This is a genomic window from Colwellia sp. 6_MG-2023 (genome assembly GCF_030547765.1).
In the GTDB taxonomy this organism is placed as follows: domain Bacteria; phylum Pseudomonadota; class Gammaproteobacteria; order Enterobacterales; family Alteromonadaceae; genus Colwellia.
The window spans coordinates 16408-33450 of sequence record NZ_JAUOPP010000016.1 but is presented as its reverse complement, the minus strand read 5'-3'; the positions used below and the strand labels follow the sequence as shown (position 1 = coordinate 33450).

The following is a 17043-nucleotide window of genomic DNA, read 5'->3' as shown; positions in this document are numbered from 1 at the left end:
TAGCGTCACATTATTTACTGTTTTAAGGACTTTACATGAAAGTTAAAATTTTTGTTTCATTCGTATTATTTATACAAATGAATGTTTACTCTCTTACTGCATCTCCTTATGTAGAAGGGAAATCAGATGTTATTAATGTAAACGAAGCACAGTTAGATAGTGCTTATTGGGTTGATTTATACGAAAAAAATAAAGCGAGTGATAACATAGTGTTAATAGATAAAAAGGGCGTTAATCTATTTAACCAGCAAGTGATGCAGAGTAATTCACACGTTGTTGATCCATTAGCAATACCAAAGGTGTTAACGAAAGCACAATTAACTCACCATATTAATACTATTAGCTCTGTGCCAAGTAGTGATAGGTTTTATTATGATGGTCATAAGTTAACTGATAAAGAATTTAACGACTACAGAGATAATGTAAATATACCGGCGGTACTTGAGCAAAATAATGTTAGATGGGGACTCGTTGTTAAACGTACCTCTCTGCGTACTTTTCCGACAACCGACAGAGTATTTAATAATGGTATGGATACCGACCTTGATAGGTTTCAAGAAACGGCAGTATTTCCCGGTGAAGCTATTGCCGTGTTGCATGAAAGTAAAGATAAAAAATGGTACCTCGTACAGTCATACAACTACCTTGCTTGGGTATTAAAAGAAGATATTGCGCTAGGCGACAAAAAAATCGTTCATGACTTTGTACATAACACTAATTTCTTAATGATCACCGGAGATAAAGTTTTTACTACTTTTGTGCCTAATAAAGCACAAGTATCTGAGATTCAATTGGATATGGGAGTTAAATTACCTTTAATAAGTAAGCAAGACTACACTGCTCATTTATATGGTCAAAATCCATTTGCTTCTTATATTGTGCAATTACCGGTGAGAACGAGCGAAGGCAGATTAGATTTTTTACCCGCAATGATAGCCAAAAGTAAAGACACCCATATTGGTTACTTACCGTTCACAAAACAAAATATTATCAAGCAAGGTTTTAAGTTTTTAGGTGAACGCTATGGTTGGGGGCATGACTATAATGGCCGTGATTGCACCGGGTTTGTTGGCGAAATTTATAAAACATTTGGTTTGTTAATGCCGAGAAATTCAGGCCAACAAGGCAAAGCTAGTTATGGAAAAAATATTGATTTTACTACGGAATCTAGTAAACAAGAGAAATTGGCTGCTATTAGCCAGTTAGAGATTGGTGATTTAATTTATATTCCAGGTCATGTGGTTATGTACTTAGGTGATGACAATGGCGAGCCTTACATCATTCATGATGTTAAAGGACTGTCATATTACACTAAAGACAAACAATATTATAAAGGCACACTTAATGGCGTTTCAGTTACACCATTGTTGCCGTTACATTTGTCAGAAACGAAAAGTTATATTGATACAATTTATAACATCAAAAAGATCAGACTTAACTAAAACCCAGATTAAACAAACGCAAAGTAATAGAGGTACATGATTTACCTCAAGTTATAAGGTAACAAAATGAAAATTACAAATATCCGTTTCGCCAAGTTAATTGTGCCATTGATCACGCCTTTTAAAACGTCTATGAGAACGGTAGAAAATATTGAAGACTTGGTTGTTATTGTGGAAACAGATGTTGGTCAGGTAGGTTATGGATCTGCTCCTGCAACGCCTGTAATTACTGGTGACACCCATGGTGGTATTATGGCGGCAATCAGTAGTGTATTGTCACCTAAATTACGAGGAATGGAGATTGAGAATTTAAACAATATTATTGATGTTATTCAATCTTCACTAGTAAATAACAGTAGTGCTAAAGCTGCAGTAGAACTTGCTATCTATGATCTTTGGGGTAAATTTCATAACGCACCTCTCTATAAATTATTAGGAGGAGGGAATAATAGATTAAAAACTGATATAACTATTAGTGTCGATACAATCGATAAAATGGTAAGTGATTCACTTAAAGCGATAGAGGATGACTTTGACATACTAAAAATTAAAATTGGTACTGATATCAAAGAAGATATTGAGCGAGTTAAAGCCATTCATAGTGCTATAGGTAATGACGTACAGATAAGATTAGATGTTAATCAAGGATGGAGCGCTAAACAAACGGTTTATGCAGCTAACTACTTCGAGCGTATAGGGATTCAATTAGAGCTAATTGAACAACCTGTTCGGGCTGATGATATTGCGGGTTTGAAATATATTTCAGATCGCGTTCATACCCCGATAATGGCTGATGAAAGTGCATTCTCGCCTAAACAAGTAATAGATCTAATTACCAGCCATTCAGTCGATATTATCAATATTAAATTAATGAAAACAGGTGGTATTTCTAACGCCATTAAAATTGCTGATATTGCAAAAATTTATCAAGTTGAATGTATGATCGGCTGCATGCTTGAAGGCAGTATTGGGGTTTCTGCAGCAGCACATTTAGCCGTCGCAAAATCTAACACTATCACTAAAATTGATTTGGATGGTCCGGCATTAGGTAAGTTTGATCCTGTCTCTGGCGGTGTTTCCTTCAACAAGTCGATAATTCAGTTAAATGAACTACCTGGTTTAGGAATAGATGTTGTCAATGGTTTAATTGAGCTTTAAGTTTCAAATTAATGTTCGAATCAGCTTTTTGTTATAGTAAATTATAGATTTTTGTTATATTTAATTATATATTTGTGTTAATCTTTGAATAATTTATTCCTAAATGTTAACGAAGTGGCGTTGTGAGAAGTATATGAGCACATTATATTCAGGCTTGGATTGGTTAGTTTTTGGGTTATATGGGGCTATGTTATTAGGCTCTGGCCTTTATTTTAACCGTAAAAAATCAAATAACACCCAAGATTTTTTTCTTGGGGGGAATACTATTCCAACGTGGATGGTCGCTATTTCTATTTTAGCGACCTCGCAGTCAGCAGCGACATTTTTAGGTGGGCCTGATCAAGGGTATCAAGGTGATCTATCTTATTTAGCGACAAATATTGGTGCTATTATTGCTGCTGTTTTAGTGACGGTTATTTTAGTCCCCAAATTTTATCAAAATAAAGTATTTACTGTATATGAATTATTAGAAAAGCGTATGGGTAGCTCTGCTAAAAAGCAGGCAGGGATTATGTATTTATTCGGGCGAATTTTTGCTAGTGGTGCAAGGCTTTATATGGCCGCTTTAGCTGTCGCTATGATTCTATTTGGTAATATCGACGCTGAAAACGTGATTATAGCAACGATTATTTTAACCTTAGTTGGCCTACTTTATACCGTATTTAGTGGCATTAGAACGGTAATCTATAGTGATGTTATTCAATGTGCTGTTTATGTTAGTGCGGCAGTCTTTGTTATCTATTTTATTTATACTGCAATACCCGCTAGTTTTTCTCAAATAGTTGAGGCTTTGCAACATCCAGCACCTAATGCTCCTTCTAAATTAGCACTTTTCAAATTTGATTGGGATTTCTCATCAGCAGGTGTATTTAATTTTTGGTCAGCAATTACTGGTTTCATGCTACTAAATTTTGCTGCTTTTGGTTTAGATCAAGATATGACTCAACGCATTCTAACGTGTAAGAATGCGAAAGAAGCCAATAAAGCTATGCTACTTTCTGTTTTATTAGTTATTCCTGTGATGTTGCTATTTATTGTTATAGGATTATTACTTTTTATTTTGTATCAGCGTCCTGACATTATGCAAATGTCGGCTACGGGTGATCTTATTCAAAGTTTCCAAGGAGAAAAAATTACAATATTTATGTATTACGTGCTCAATGAAATTCCTTCAGGAGTGCGTGGACTAGTGACTATTGGTATTATTGCTGCGGCTTTATCGACATTGAACTCAGGGCTCAACTCAATGTCATCAGTTATTGTGAATGATTTATATCGACCATTTAAAGAGAAACAAACAATAGCTTTGCCTGAGTCACACTATGTAAAAGCAGGCCAAGTAGGCATGATTGTTGTTGCAGGCGCGCTTTGTTTAATGGCAATTCTTTGCTTCTATTGGCAACGATATACAGATATGCCATTACTGAAATTTGCATTAAGCGTTATGGTTTTCTCTTATAGTGGCTTATTGGGTGTTTATTTTACCGCATTGTTTACCCAAAGAGGGAATGCAAGTTCTGTGTTTTGGGCCTTGATGATTGGCTTTATTGTGACGCTATTTTTCCAACCTTACGTTATGTCTATTTTCCTTCCTCAAGCATGGTTATTTGATTTAGGTTTTACGTGGCAATTATGTATAGGTTCGTTTATTTCATTATTAGTTTGTATGCTAGGACGTAATAAAAAGGTAGTTGATAACAACTTAACGGCTAGTCTGGATTCCTAACGATGAATGATATGATAAATAAAAGTGAATTTATTTTAGGCGTCGATGGTGGTGGTACGAAAACCATTGCGAGACTCGAAAATTTACACACTGGACAGCAGTGGCTAGCAACTGGCGGTTCAGCATCACTAACTAATGATTTTGATTTAGCCTTACAACATTGTAAGGCGTTAGTCGCTGAATTATGTGCGCAAGCCAACTGTAGCAGTACTGATGTTACTGCTGTATTTGGCTTAGCTGGTGCAGGTAATAAAGAAAAAGCAACTGAATTTAAATGCTCTGTTGTCGCTGACTATAAAAATGTCAACATTTATACGGATGCAAAAACCTCTCTATATGGAGCTAATGAAGGCAATCCTGTTGTGGTTGTTTCGCTAGGTACTGGCTCAGTAGGTGCGGTGTTAACCGCTGATGGAAAAGAGATTCAAATTGGCGGTTGGGGTTTTAATGTCGGCGATGAAGGGAGTGGCGCCAAAATGGGAGTACTCGCTATTAGAGCAGTATTATCAGAGCTAGAAGATCTAGGCCATGTAGAAAGTATATTGGCGCAAGCAATTGTAAGTAAGTTGGGGGGCGACCAAAATAATGTTTTAGCTTGGTCTACTTCAGCGAAACCGTCTGATTTTGCAAGTCTGACGCCTTTAGTTTTCGAATATCATGACAAATGTTGTGTCGCTAGAAATATTTTAATGGAACATGTTGGTCATGTAGAAAATCTCATTGATAAAACACGATCAAATTATCAATTGCCAGTTATATTACTTGGTGGTTTATCAATACCAACATTGCCTTTTTTAAACTCAAGAATAAAAAGTATGTTAGTTGAAGCTAAAGGTAATGCTTTAGACGGCGCTTGTTTATTGGCTAAAAAATTAACACAGATTCAAATTACAGGGTGTGTAATACATGGAAATTAAAGTAAACCGTCAACAATCTCAATTGATTGAGGATCTACAACTAATGGCGTCCGAAGGTCGTAATCCAGATACCATGGATTTAGACTTACTCGATACAAAAAGCTTGTTAGTTGCCTTAAACAAAGAAGATCAGAAAGTTGCTCACGTTGTTCATCGAGCTATTCCTGAAATAACCTTAGCAGTAGAAAAAATTGTTTCTGCGTTTCGCCGAGGTGGAAGACTTATTTATGTTGGTGCAGGTACAAGCGGTCGCTTAGGTGTACTTGATGCTGTTGAATGTCCGCCAACGTTTAGTGTTTCTGAACATCAAATCATCGCATTAATAGCGGGTGGCGAAAGTGCTATGTATAAAGCTGTAGAAGGTGCTGAAGATGATCCTATTCTTGCAATAACAGAGTTAAAGTCTTGTCATTTATGCAAAGAGGATGTCGTGGTTGGCATAGCGGCTAGTGGACGTACGCCTTATACAATTTCAGCGTTGAAATATGCTAAAGAAATTGGTGCTGTTGCTGTTGGTGTTTCTTGTAATTCAGGATCTGAGTTACTAACCGAGGCTGATATTGCTATTTGTGCCGAGGTTGGTCCTGAAGCATTAACCGGCTCTACGCGCCTAAAATCAGGCACAGCACAAAAATTGATTTTGAATATGCTCACCACGGCAAGTATGGTTAAAACCGGTAAGAGTTATGAAAATTTGATGGTTGACGTGCATGCAAGTAACGAGAAACTGAAGGCTAGAGCAGTCCGTATTGTTATGCAAGCAACTGCTTGTGATATTCATATAGCAACAGCTGCTTTAGCTAAGGCAAATAACAATGTAAAGCTTGCCATTTTATTAGTGTTAACTGATTTACCAATAGAAGAAGCTGCTGTATTACTAGAAAGTAAACATGGTTTCTTAAGAGCAGCGGTTAATGACTCTATCGAACAACCTATTAAAATAAATGTATAAAATGAAAACACTTAACTTGTTTTTATATTGCCTGTGTTTTGTTGTTATAAGTATTGTTAGTTTCACTGGGCATGCTAAATCTATCATTGTGGGGGCTGAACAGCCTGCTAAGTATTTACCTTTTTTACAGGGTAAAAAAGTGGGTTTGGTGGTTAATCAAACGTCTAGCGTGGAAGGTAAACATCTTGTTGATTTTTTAATTAGTCACGATGTTGATATTAAATATATCTTTGCCCCAGAGCATGGCTTTAGAGGTAATCATGATGCAGGTGCTGAGGTTAAAGATAATATAGACCCACTTACTCAGCTTCCTGTTATTTCTATTTATGGAAAAAACAAAAAGCCTTCACCAGATATTATCAGACAACTTGATGTTATTATTTTTGATATTCAAGATGTTGGTGTCCGTTTCTACACTTTTCTAAGCTCTATGCATTATATGATGGAAGCCGCGGCTGAAGCAGGGAAAAGCTTTATTGTTTTCGATCGACCTAACCCTAATATAAAGTTTGTGAACGGACCAATATTGGAAGCAGAGTTTTCGTCATTTGTTGGTATGCACCCAATACCTGTTTTACACGGTATGACATTAGGTGAATTAGCAAAAATGATCAGTGGGCAAGGGTGGTTAACAAGTAAAAATGAACTCGATTTACATGTGATTTCAGTCAAAAACTACACGCGACATAGCACTTATTCTTTACCAATAAAACCGAGTCCTAATTTACCTAATGATCAATCTATTCAGCTTTATCCATCGCTTACTTTTTTTGAATCAACCGTGGTAAGTATTGGGCGAGGAACAGAGTTTCCTTTTCAAGTGATTGGTCATAATGAATATTCTATTGGTGATTTTCATTTTACTCCTATTTCAATGCCAGGCAGTGCGCTTAGTCCTAAATTGATGGATAAGTTACTCACTGGGCAAGATTTAAGAGTTTCAACGATGAATGGGCTAGATCTTCAACCATTTATTCAGTGGTATCAGGTGTTCGCAACAAACGAGAAAGTGTTTTTCAAGTACCCTGATTTTATGGATAAGTTAGCAGGCACTGATGAGTTAAGAAAGAGTATTCAAGCTGGGGTTAGCCTCAAGCAAATAGAAGCAGGTTGGCAACAGGGATTATCAGATTTTAAACAGTTACGCGCTAAATATTTGCTTTATCCTAATTAGCTTGGTTTTGGCTAGGCTACTATTAGTTGGCTTTACTTCCATTAGCTCTGTATCAATTAATCATAAGCTTGTTGGAAGTCTTTAACCACACGGTTACTTTTTTCCAATAGTTTTCTGCCTTGGCTAGAGGCTTGCGTTAACGCAATAAACAAGATATCAATAATAAATTCTTGTGATGTTCTGGCGATAATCGACGATAAGCGCACAGACTCTTGTTCGGCAATAGAATAGAGTTTCACATCAGCATTATCTGAAACAGGTGTAGAGCCATACTTGGTTAAAGATATTACTGAGCTTTTATTCGCTTTTGCCTGAGCGGTAACTGCTTTAATTTCTCTTGTTTGGCCTGATTCACTAATGGCAAAGACTAAGTCATTTTTTTTAAACGTTGATACATAAGCTAATTGTGCATGACCGTCCAGCTCTGCGCAGGCCGGTAAACCTAGCTTTTGTAATTTGTATGAGAAATCTTTACCGACCAAAGCTGAGCCGCCCAAGCCACAGATTAAAATACGCTTAGCAGAAGTGATTAACTTTACTGCTTCTTCAAAAGCACTTTGTTCATTAAGTGCTTTGGTTTCAGAAAGCACAGCCATTTTACTGTTAAGTAATATATCCGCAATTTGAGTTAATGTAGAATCTAAGGTGATTTCCCCATGTAAGGTTGGGGCACTACTTGCTTCACTATTTAGAGCATCAATAACAGCCATTTTAAAAGCTGGATAGCCTTTATAACCGAGTTTTTGGGTAAATTTAACCACACTAGATTGACTTATTCCAATCACATTGGCTAGCTCTTGAGATGATAAATCTCTGATTGCATTGGATGATTTTAATACAAAGTTGGCAAGTTTTAATTCACTTACTGAAAGAGACTTTTGAATAGCTTTAATTTTAAGAAGTGCTGACATTGTTACCTACAGTAATAAATTATTTTTAAACTTATATTATTATTTAATTAATAAGTAAGAATTACTAGTAAAAAATTATATAAGACAGAAAAACACCTGAAAATAAAATTGAAAAATTATATTTAGACATATTAATAATAATATATTTGTTTATTTTTAATATATAGTAATAAAATATTTACTTTTATTACTATTGTGATAAGTTAATAACACTGAATAAAAATTCTACATTTAAAAAGGTTACGGATTTTAAAACGAAATACCTGTATTAAAATGTAAGCACAGCGCGTATTTAATTCTTATAATAATTAAGTTGGAGAAGTTAAACATGAAATTAAAAAAAATAGCTCTTATCATTGCAATGGGACTGGGTGTATCTACATTCGCACAGTCTGCTAGCATTAAAGGGAATGTAACTGCTGAAGGCTCAGGCCTTGCTATTGGTGGTATTAAGGTAACCGCTTCAAGTGAAAATATGCCAAAACCACGTAGTGTGGTAACAAACGCTGATGGTAGTTACAATTTACCAGCGTTAATTCCTGGGAATTATGAACTTACCTTTGTTTCTGCTGATGGCACAACACGTAGAATGAATGTTGAAGTATTCTTAGATCAATCAACAAGAGTAAATTTAGCACTTGAACCGGTTGATAATAAAATTGAAGTTATTACGGTTACAGGTTCTTCAATAGTGCGTGAAGGTAACTCTTCATTAACTAACTCTATTGGTGCTGATGTTGTTGAAGGCATTCCAACAGGTACTAACTATCGTGATTTAATGAAACTAATTCCAGGTGTTCAATATTCTGAGAATGAAGTATTGGGCCCATCTGCAGGTGGCTCTGGTCGTGATAATAAGTATGGTTTTGATGGTGTTGATGTATCGTTACCTATGTTTGGTACTTTAGCTTCTGAGCCGTCTACGCATGATGTACAAAGTGTTACTGTTGACCGTGGTGGAGCAAAAGCAATAGGCTTTAACCGCTCTGGTGGTTTTTCAATTGATACTATTTCAAAATCAGGTACTAATGAATTTCATGGTAGTTTAGAGTACAAAATTCAAGATAAAAACTTTGTTGCTGACAAAGATGATGCTGATGGTACTTCATTCGATACAAATAAAAGTTGGTTAACGGGTAGCGTAAGTGGTCCTATCATTAAAGATCAACTATTTTTCTATGGTTCATTTTATCAACCAGAAGAAGATCGCGTAAACAAAGAAACCGCTTACGGTGAAACAAAAGATTACAGCAGTGAACGTAAAGAATATTTTGGTAAATTAACTTATGCACCAGTAGATGATTTATTATTAAACTTTAGTTACCGTACCTCTGATAAAACCCTGACGGGTGAGTCAATAGAAGCATTTAGTGCTGATAGTACTTCTGAAGGCTCACAAGCGGATCAAGATATTTTAACGTTTGAAGGTTCATATATTATTAATGATATGACAACCTTTAATTTCCAGTACAGTGAATTTACCCTTGAAACTGCTGGTAGCCCAGATAGATTATTATCAGGCGTTACCCCGTCTTTAGGTGACTCTTTAGATTTAAATAATTTAGATAACCTTGGTTTATTTTCAGTACCAAACTTGCAAGCTGATAATGCCGATTTTGATAGTGCCGGCGCTCAGGCATTAATTAACCAATATGGTTATACTGATGAGGCAGGTGTTCTAACGGGTGGCGGCTCTATTGGCGCTGCTTCTACAATTAATGAACAAAATTTCTACCGCGATAGTTTAGAGCTATCTTTAGATCATGAATTTGAATGGGGTCCTGCATACCACACACTTCATTTCGGCTTTAAATGGGCTGAAGGTACTGAAGAAATTAGCCGTTTTTCAAATGGTTGGGGCTCTCTGCAATATATTGGTGGTCAAGAAACAGCAACTGATGGTACGCCAATTTATTATCGTACTATTACCGAACAAATGAGCTTACAAGATGCTTCGGGTGCTAGCGTACCAGTAATTGAATCATCTAGTGAAAGCTTTAACTTTGAAATTAATGATTCAATAGAGTACCGTGATTTTATTTTCGAAGTTGGTGTATTAATCAGCAAAGACGTATTATATGGTCAAGGTCTTAGAAAAAATTCATCAAATGTGTCAGGGTATGAACTCGCACCTGGTGAAAAATATGAAATGTATACCGTTGACTTTAAAGATATGATTCAGCCGCGTTTAGGAGCTACTTGGAATTATGAAGAGGATGCGTCTATATTTATTAATTACGCAAAATATAATCCTGAAGCAACTTCTTTAGCGCGTGCCGCTTCGTGGGCACGAAATACGCGTGCTGCATTAGATGTTGATTTTGATGAAAATGGTGATTACATTGAATCTGAAGCACGTGCAGGCTCTTCTGGTAAGTTTTTCCAAGATGATATGACACCTCGTAGTATTGATGAATTTACCATTGGTGCAACTAAATCAATGTCTAATAACCTATATTTACGTGGCCATGTACGTCATCGTAAAGGTGATCATTTCTGGGAAGATACAGCAAACACAGATCGTCTGTTAGGTGATTACCAAAGTCCATTTGGTGGTGTGCCAGCACATATTGCTGAAAAAGGACTTTATATCGAAAACTTAGACGCAATGCGCGCCGAAGTAGGTGGTTCATCATACGTTATTGCTGAACTGGATGATGCCTTCACTAAGTATTGGGAAGTGAGTTTAGAAGCTGAATATATCGGTGATAGAACATACTTTAATGCCTCTTATGTGTGGAGTCATTATTATGGTAATTATGATCAAGATGTTACTGGTGCCGATAGCGATGCTAACTTATTCATTGGTTCATCAAACCTTGCTGATGGCGCAGGTCGTCAAGTTTGGGATGGTAAGTACGGTACATTAAATGGTGACAAACCACATGTGTTTAAAGCTTATGGTTATTACACAACGGATTGGGAAGCTAATATCGGTGCATACTTTGTCTACCAATCAGGTGATGTATGGGAGAAATGGGATGGCGCTGCATACGGCTTTAGCAGCTCAACAATACGCTATGCTGAAACTGCGGGTAGCCGTCGTGAAAGTAGTCATTGGCAAATGGATTTAAACTATAGCCAAAACTTTACTATTTATGATGATTTCTTGCTTGAATTTAAAGCAGACCTATTTAACGTGTTTGATAATCAAACAGGTTATGATTACGACCCGTATGCATCAAATACCACGTTTGGTGAAGCACGTAGTCTAATAAATCCACGTCGTCTACAATTATCAGCTAAAATTAGCTTTTAATTGAAAATCGAATAGTGAATCTTTAACGTTTTTAGCTAACGTTATTATTGAAATCCCCGTCATTAGATGGGGATTTTTCTTATTACTTTTTGATTATTATTTTATGATTTTACAAAAACAGAAATCTCAGCAGTGAATAGGCAAGTATTATGAAAAAAAAACTCTTTTCTTTTAATAGTAAAAACACCAAGTGCTTTTTAGTAGGACAACTACTTGCGTGTGTCTTATTATTGACTAGCTGCTCATCATTACCAATAAAATCACTGCCATCACATAATTACAGTGAACGAATAAAGTTTTTAGTTATGCACTACACTGCCATTGATTATGAAAAATCAGTGCAGGCGTTAGTAGAAAAAGGTCACGTAAGCTCACATTACCTTATTCCACAAACAAATGATGAAACCTATACTGAAAATGAATTAAATATTTACCAATTAGTGCCTGAATCACAACGTGCCTGGCATGCTGGTAAAAGTTATTGGCAAGGCCGTACTGAATTAAACGATCAATCGATTGGAATTGAAATTGTTAATGTACCGCAATGCCGAAAGTTAGCACAAGTTGCTGATGAGACGACAACCTACATCCGAGAAAACAGCGAGAGTAAACTCTGTATATTCCCCGATTTCGACCCGAAACAAGTCGAATTAATTATAAAACTCTCACAAGATATACTTAAACGTAATCCAGATATATCACCTACACAGATTGTTGGTCATTCAGATATTACCCCAACACGAAAAAATGATCCCGGTCCAAGATTTCCATGGCAACAACTTTATCAGGCGGGTATTGGTGCTTGGTATGAAACCGATACAGTAGATAAATACTGGCAAATATTCGAACAAGAAAAAGCGAATACTGGCCTTATTCAAGCGGCACTAAAAAGTTACGGTTATGGTGTGGTAGAAACGGGCGAATTAGATGCTCAAACACTAGATACTTTATCAGCATTTCAAATGCACTTTGTGCCTTGGAAAGTAACAGGTCAACCCGACTCAAAAACAGTGGCTACTATATTCGCCTTATTAGAAAAATATTTTCCTGAAAAAGCCACTGCTTTATTAAAACGATATAAGAGCGAGTTAACTGCTGCCCCTGAAGTATTACTTACACAAAAACGTGGCCAAGTTGATCAACGTTTTCCTGAAATTGATCGAAGTACCCGAGAACTGGTTAATGACCGTACTACATTTAAAAGCTATCGTGGCTCAGGTGAAATTATCATTGATAATAACGATGCGTTATCTGCAGATATCTATATTAATGGTCAAAAAATCAATATTAGAGAACGCATGGAAATAGGCGAACGATATCAATATAGCTTGAAGCGCCGTACTATCAATGGTGTTAACACGTTAAAAGTTGATAATATTTTCCCAGAAGGAGCGTCGTTAAATATTATCATTCCATTTCCAGAGCTTGAATTTAATAGTAAAAAACAAGACAAACGCTTTATCAATGTAGATAAACAAATTAATGCGGATATCGAACAAGGCTTTCCAGGTGCAGCATTAATGGTTATTAAAGATGGTAAAGTGATCAAAAGCACGGCTTATGGCTATGCACAAAAGTATGGTGATGGCGGCGAGTTATTAGCTTCACCTGTACCTATGACAACCAATACCATTTTTGACATTGCCTCAAATACTAAAATGTTTGCAACTAACTTTGCTTTAATGAAGTTAGTGAGTGAAGGTCGTTTAGATACCAATAAACCACTGTCATATTATTTACCCGATTATAGTGGCTCAGGTAGGGAAACGCGACGCGTTAAAGATTTACTCACTCATAGTGCAGGCTATGGCCCTCAAGTACGTTTTTTTGATAAAAACAATAAACTTGGCAGAGCTTTTTATTCTCAAAATAGTGATAAAACTAAACAGCTTATTTTAACTAAAGTACCATTTTCAATGGGTAGGAATACTAAGCATATTTATAGTGATACTGACTTCATGTTACTGGGAATGTTAATTGAACGTATCACAGGGAAAAGTCTAGACCAATATTGTGAATTTGATATTTATCAGCCACTTGATTTACATAACACGTTATTTAATCCTTTAACTAAAGGTAAAAGTAAAAAACAAATAGCGGCAACTGAAATTCATGGTACAACACGCGGTGGTCGCGTAGATTTTGACAATGTTCGTCGTTATGTTTTACAAGGTGAAGTGCATGATGAAAAAGCTTTTCATTCTTTTTCTGGTGTAGCAGGGCACGCAGGCGTTTTTTCAACAACGTCAGATATAGCGGTATTAATGCAAACACTTTTAAATAGAGGCGGCTATGGAAGTACGCAGGTTTTTGATCAGAGCGTATTAGACCAATTTATCAAACCCGCAGACACCGATGGTAGTTACGGTTTAGGTTGGCGTCGAAATAACAATGGCGCATTAAAATGGCACTTTGGACCTTATGCTAGTCCATCAGCTTACGGACATACTGGTTGGACAGGCACAGTGACAGTTATTGACCCTGAACATGATTTGGCTATTGTATTGCTTACTAACGCTAGACACAGTTTAGTAGAAGGTGATGAAACGCATTACACCTTTAAAGGTAAAGCATTTGAAACTGGAAAATACGGTAGTATTATTTCATTAGTTTATGAAGCAGTTTTAACAGGGAAATAGCTATCTGGTTAGTTAGTAAATAGCTAGTTACTAAATAGTTTATTTAAAATAACAGTATAAGAAATACTAGGAAAGAAAAATTAGGTAATAAAAAGCCTTTTGTAATGGCTGCAGATTTTATGGAAAATTACTAAAGGCTAATCCGTCAAACTTTACTGCGATTAATATAAGACAAGGTTTTTAGTTAGTAGGTAACATAACAAAAAACTGAATAAGGATATAAAATTGGTTGTAGATCATATAACTGACATTGTAATCAGGTGCAATTTAGCGCTTGTTTCTTCTTGTGCTAGCGCACCTTAAAAAAACTATGCTTGTGAGTTTATTCAAGGGCTGAAATAGCATAGAAATAAAAGGTGGTAGAGATAAGCATGGTGTATGTCGCATTCAGATAAAAGTATTTTATTATTAGATCTATCGATAGCTTTTATATTTGCTAAAGGAGAAACTATTGAAAGTGACTTCACGCCAAAAGAAAAGTGTCTATAAAAGTTGACCAAGCAATACAAATAAAACTGACCTTGTTCATGCTTCATATTTCAGCGAAAGGCGATTCGACTACTTAGACAGTCGTTTTAATACTTTATTGATGTTATTGAAAAGCTATTTATTTGAAACTATTAATAAGTTAATTCAATAACTAACAATACTAACTGATTTTATGCTATTAATGACACTGTTATATTTTGATTTTTAACCGTATATATATATATGAAATAAAAATAGGATATTATTTCTTTTTTTACAGGGATTTGATGTTATATTATCAAGGAACTCATGTTTTAGCTTTTATATTAAATCGAACTCATGCTCAAAAAAATACAACAAATTTATAAGAACCTTTTTCCGCGTCGACAATTATTAATTCGTCAAGACGGTGAAATTAAATATATTAGCGCTTCTGCCCGTCTGCAGTTTAGCTTTGTAGTTGTTTTATGCGTTTGTATTGTTTGGTTAGCCTTTTCTAGTTTGGAATATTTTACGCTTAATGACAAAATATCATTAACTAAAAATGAGCTAGGTGAATCTCGAAACTCTCTGAATCAGTTATCATTAACTTATCAAGAAAAGCAAAACGCTCTGGTATTAAAACTAGAACAAGTAGAAAAGCAGCAAAAGTTTTTACAAAATATTCTTGATTCAATGTCATTAGTACTACCAGAAAAACAAACCAGCCAAACAAGTCCTGATATTAAATCGTCTGAGATCTTAAATACAGAATTGAAGGATGGAAGTGAAAAACCTACAGCTAAAGCGAACCAACAAACGGATGTTGTACTGGATAGTATAGAGAACGTAAAAGTTAGGCTGGAAAATATTATAAATTATCAGGTAAGTAGTCGGGCTCAGCTTGCTCAGCAAATTAGTCAACGACAACAAGTGTTGACAAACGCTGTTTTGTCAACAGGGATCTCTCCTGATATGTTACTGCAAAATATGACGAGACAAGCGCAGGGTGGACCTTTAGGTGATCTAGCTCTCGACTCTATGTCTGCCGATAATCAAAGTTTACTAAATAAACTTGTCTCTCTGCTTAATATTGAAGAGGCACTTAGTAACGTTCCTAGAGCATTTCCAGCAAAAAAATATTATATATCGAGCCATTTTGGTATTCGAAGTGATCCAATGATGACTCGTCCTGCAATGCATAAAGGCATTGATATGGCTGGCTGGCCAAAAACTAAAATATACTCTCCTGCTAACGGTATTGTTCGTCGAGCAGGTCGTAATGGTAGTTATGGTATTTTTATTGAAATTGACCATAAAAATGGCTTTACGACACGCTATGGTCATTTACACAGCATCAAAGTAAAAAAAGGACAGCAAGTTGATAAAGATGATATTATCGGGTTAATGGGGAGCACCGGACGTAGCACAGGTACTCATTTACATTATGAAGTTATCTTCGATAAAAAGCAGATTAATCCAGTAAAATTGATAAGGGCTCTGACAGATGTTCTCTAAAATTATATCGCCTAAAGTAACCAAAGATACTAAAGATACGAAAGTAACCAAAGATACTAAAGTGGAAACAAATATGAAAAAAACTTCAAATAATGCTATTCCTTCAATCATAGGCTCAGATGTAACTATCGTTGGCAATGTTTCAAGCCAAGGCGTAATGCAATTAGAAGGGAAAATAGAAGGCGATATCAATATCAATCATTTGACCGTCGGCAATGATGGTTGGGTTGAAGGCTCTATTGTGGCAGATGAAGCGATTATTAAAGGTAAAGTCGTTGGTACGATCAAGGCCAGAAAGGTTGTCCTTGAAAAAAGTGCTAAGGTGCATGGCGACATCCAACATGAAATTATCAGTATTGAAGAGGGTGCAGTAATTGAAGGTAGCTTCAACTCAACAAAGAAAAGTGTTGCTGAAGTTTCTAAATTAAACGTAAATTAGCTGAACAGCTACTCTAAATATACTCAATATACCTATTGTAATAGCTTGATATAACAATATGACAATGCTCAAATAGGTAATAAGATAATTAGACTCCTTTAATGATGAGTTTTAGCTAAGTTTAATTACTCAATTTTTATCAGGAGTCTGTTATTTTCAGCACCCCTATGTTTGTCTTTATACAAATATAAAACTACGCTCAACTAGTGAGAAGACACATTCTGGCTAAGCTCTTCCACAAGTATCATCTTATTTTAACCTTGTAGCACTACTAATTAGTGAGGCAAAAGTTGTAATTAAAATAAAAGGATTTTTCTCATCATTACGGCTAAAAAAATTTATTCATTAAATTGATAGCTTATATTACCACTGTATTTCCCCTCGACTAGTAACTTAACTTGAACTCGGTTTAAGATGTTTTTAATCCATTGAAATAATTACTAATAAAACTTAACGATGAA

General features: G+C 35.7%; 11 protein-coding genes. 10 read left to right on the top strand and 1 reads right to left on the bottom strand.

Annotated elements, in window-relative coordinates:
• Positions 1-35 precede the first annotated feature (35 nt).
• The 6 genes from Q4503_RS11410 (at position 36) to Q4503_RS11385 (ending at position 7369) form a co-directional block, all read left to right on the top strand.
• Positions 36-1442: an SH3 domain-containing protein gene (locus Q4503_RS11410; RefSeq protein ID WP_215971268.1), complete on the top strand. Its 1407-nt coding sequence runs from the start codon at positions 36-38 to the stop codon at positions 1440-1442.
• Between the two features lie 66 nt (positions 1443-1508).
• Positions 1509-2600, top strand: coding sequence for a dipeptide epimerase (locus tag Q4503_RS11405; protein ID WP_303602345.1), 1092 nt, complete (start codon positions 1509-1511; stop codon positions 2598-2600).
• A gap of 133 nt (positions 2601-2733) precedes the next feature.
• Positions 2734-4326: a sodium:solute symporter gene (locus tag Q4503_RS11400; protein ID WP_215971266.1), complete on the top strand. Its 1593-nt coding sequence runs from the start codon at positions 2734-2736 to the stop codon at positions 4324-4326.
• 2 nt (positions 4327-4328) lie between these two features.
• The gene (locus Q4503_RS11395) at positions 4329-5243 is read left to right on the top strand and encodes a BadF/BadG/BcrA/BcrD ATPase family protein (protein ID WP_303602344.1); all 915 of its coding nucleotides are present in this window, start codon (positions 4329-4331) and stop codon (positions 5241-5243) included.
• The gene (murQ, locus tag Q4503_RS11390; protein WP_303602343.1) at positions 5233-6195 is read left to right on the top strand and encodes an N-acetylmuramic acid 6-phosphate etherase; all 963 of its coding nucleotides are present in this window, start codon (positions 5233-5235) and stop codon (positions 6193-6195) included. Before Q4503_RS11395 ends, murQ begins: the two co-directional genes overlap by 11 nt.
• Positions 6188-7369 carry a DUF1343 domain-containing protein gene (locus Q4503_RS11385; protein ID WP_303602342.1) on the top strand — a complete coding sequence of 394 codons (1182 nt, stop codon included), beginning with the start codon at positions 6188-6190 and terminating at the stop codon, positions 7367-7369. Before murQ ends, Q4503_RS11385 begins: the two co-directional genes overlap by 8 nt.
• Positions 7370-7425: 56 nt before the next feature.
• Here the strand turns inward: Q4503_RS11385 and Q4503_RS11380 are convergent, their stop codons facing one another.
• On the bottom strand, positions 7426-8280 hold the full coding sequence (locus tag Q4503_RS11380; protein ID WP_215971262.1) for a MurR/RpiR family transcriptional regulator: 855 nt from the start codon (positions 8278-8280) through the stop codon (positions 7426-7428).
• 328 nt (positions 8281-8608) lie between these two features.
• On the opposite strand from Q4503_RS11380, the gene Q4503_RS11375 reads away from it, so the two are divergent.
• From Q4503_RS11375 to Q4503_RS11360, 4 genes are all read left to right on the top strand, one after another.
• Positions 8609-11539 carry a TonB-dependent receptor gene (locus tag Q4503_RS11375; RefSeq protein ID WP_303602341.1) on the top strand — a complete coding sequence of 977 codons (2931 nt, stop codon included), beginning with the start codon at positions 8609-8611 and terminating at the stop codon, positions 11537-11539.
• Between the two features lie 149 nt (positions 11540-11688).
• Positions 11689-14178: a penicillin binding protein PBP4B gene (gene pbp4b / locus Q4503_RS11370; protein ID WP_303602340.1), complete on the top strand. Its 2490-nt coding sequence runs from the start codon at positions 11689-11691 to the stop codon at positions 14176-14178.
• A gap of 807 nt (positions 14179-14985) precedes the next feature.
• On the top strand, positions 14986-16143 hold the full coding sequence (locus Q4503_RS11365; RefSeq protein ID WP_215971259.1) for a M23 family metallopeptidase: 1158 nt from the start codon (positions 14986-14988) through the stop codon (positions 16141-16143).
• Positions 16133-16582 carry a polymer-forming cytoskeletal protein gene (locus Q4503_RS11360; RefSeq protein ID WP_252727307.1) on the top strand — a complete coding sequence of 150 codons (450 nt, stop codon included), beginning with the start codon at positions 16133-16135 and terminating at the stop codon, positions 16580-16582. The genes Q4503_RS11365 and Q4503_RS11360 overlap by 11 nt, the downstream gene beginning before the upstream one ends.
• Positions 16583-17043: the final 461 nt, after the last annotated feature.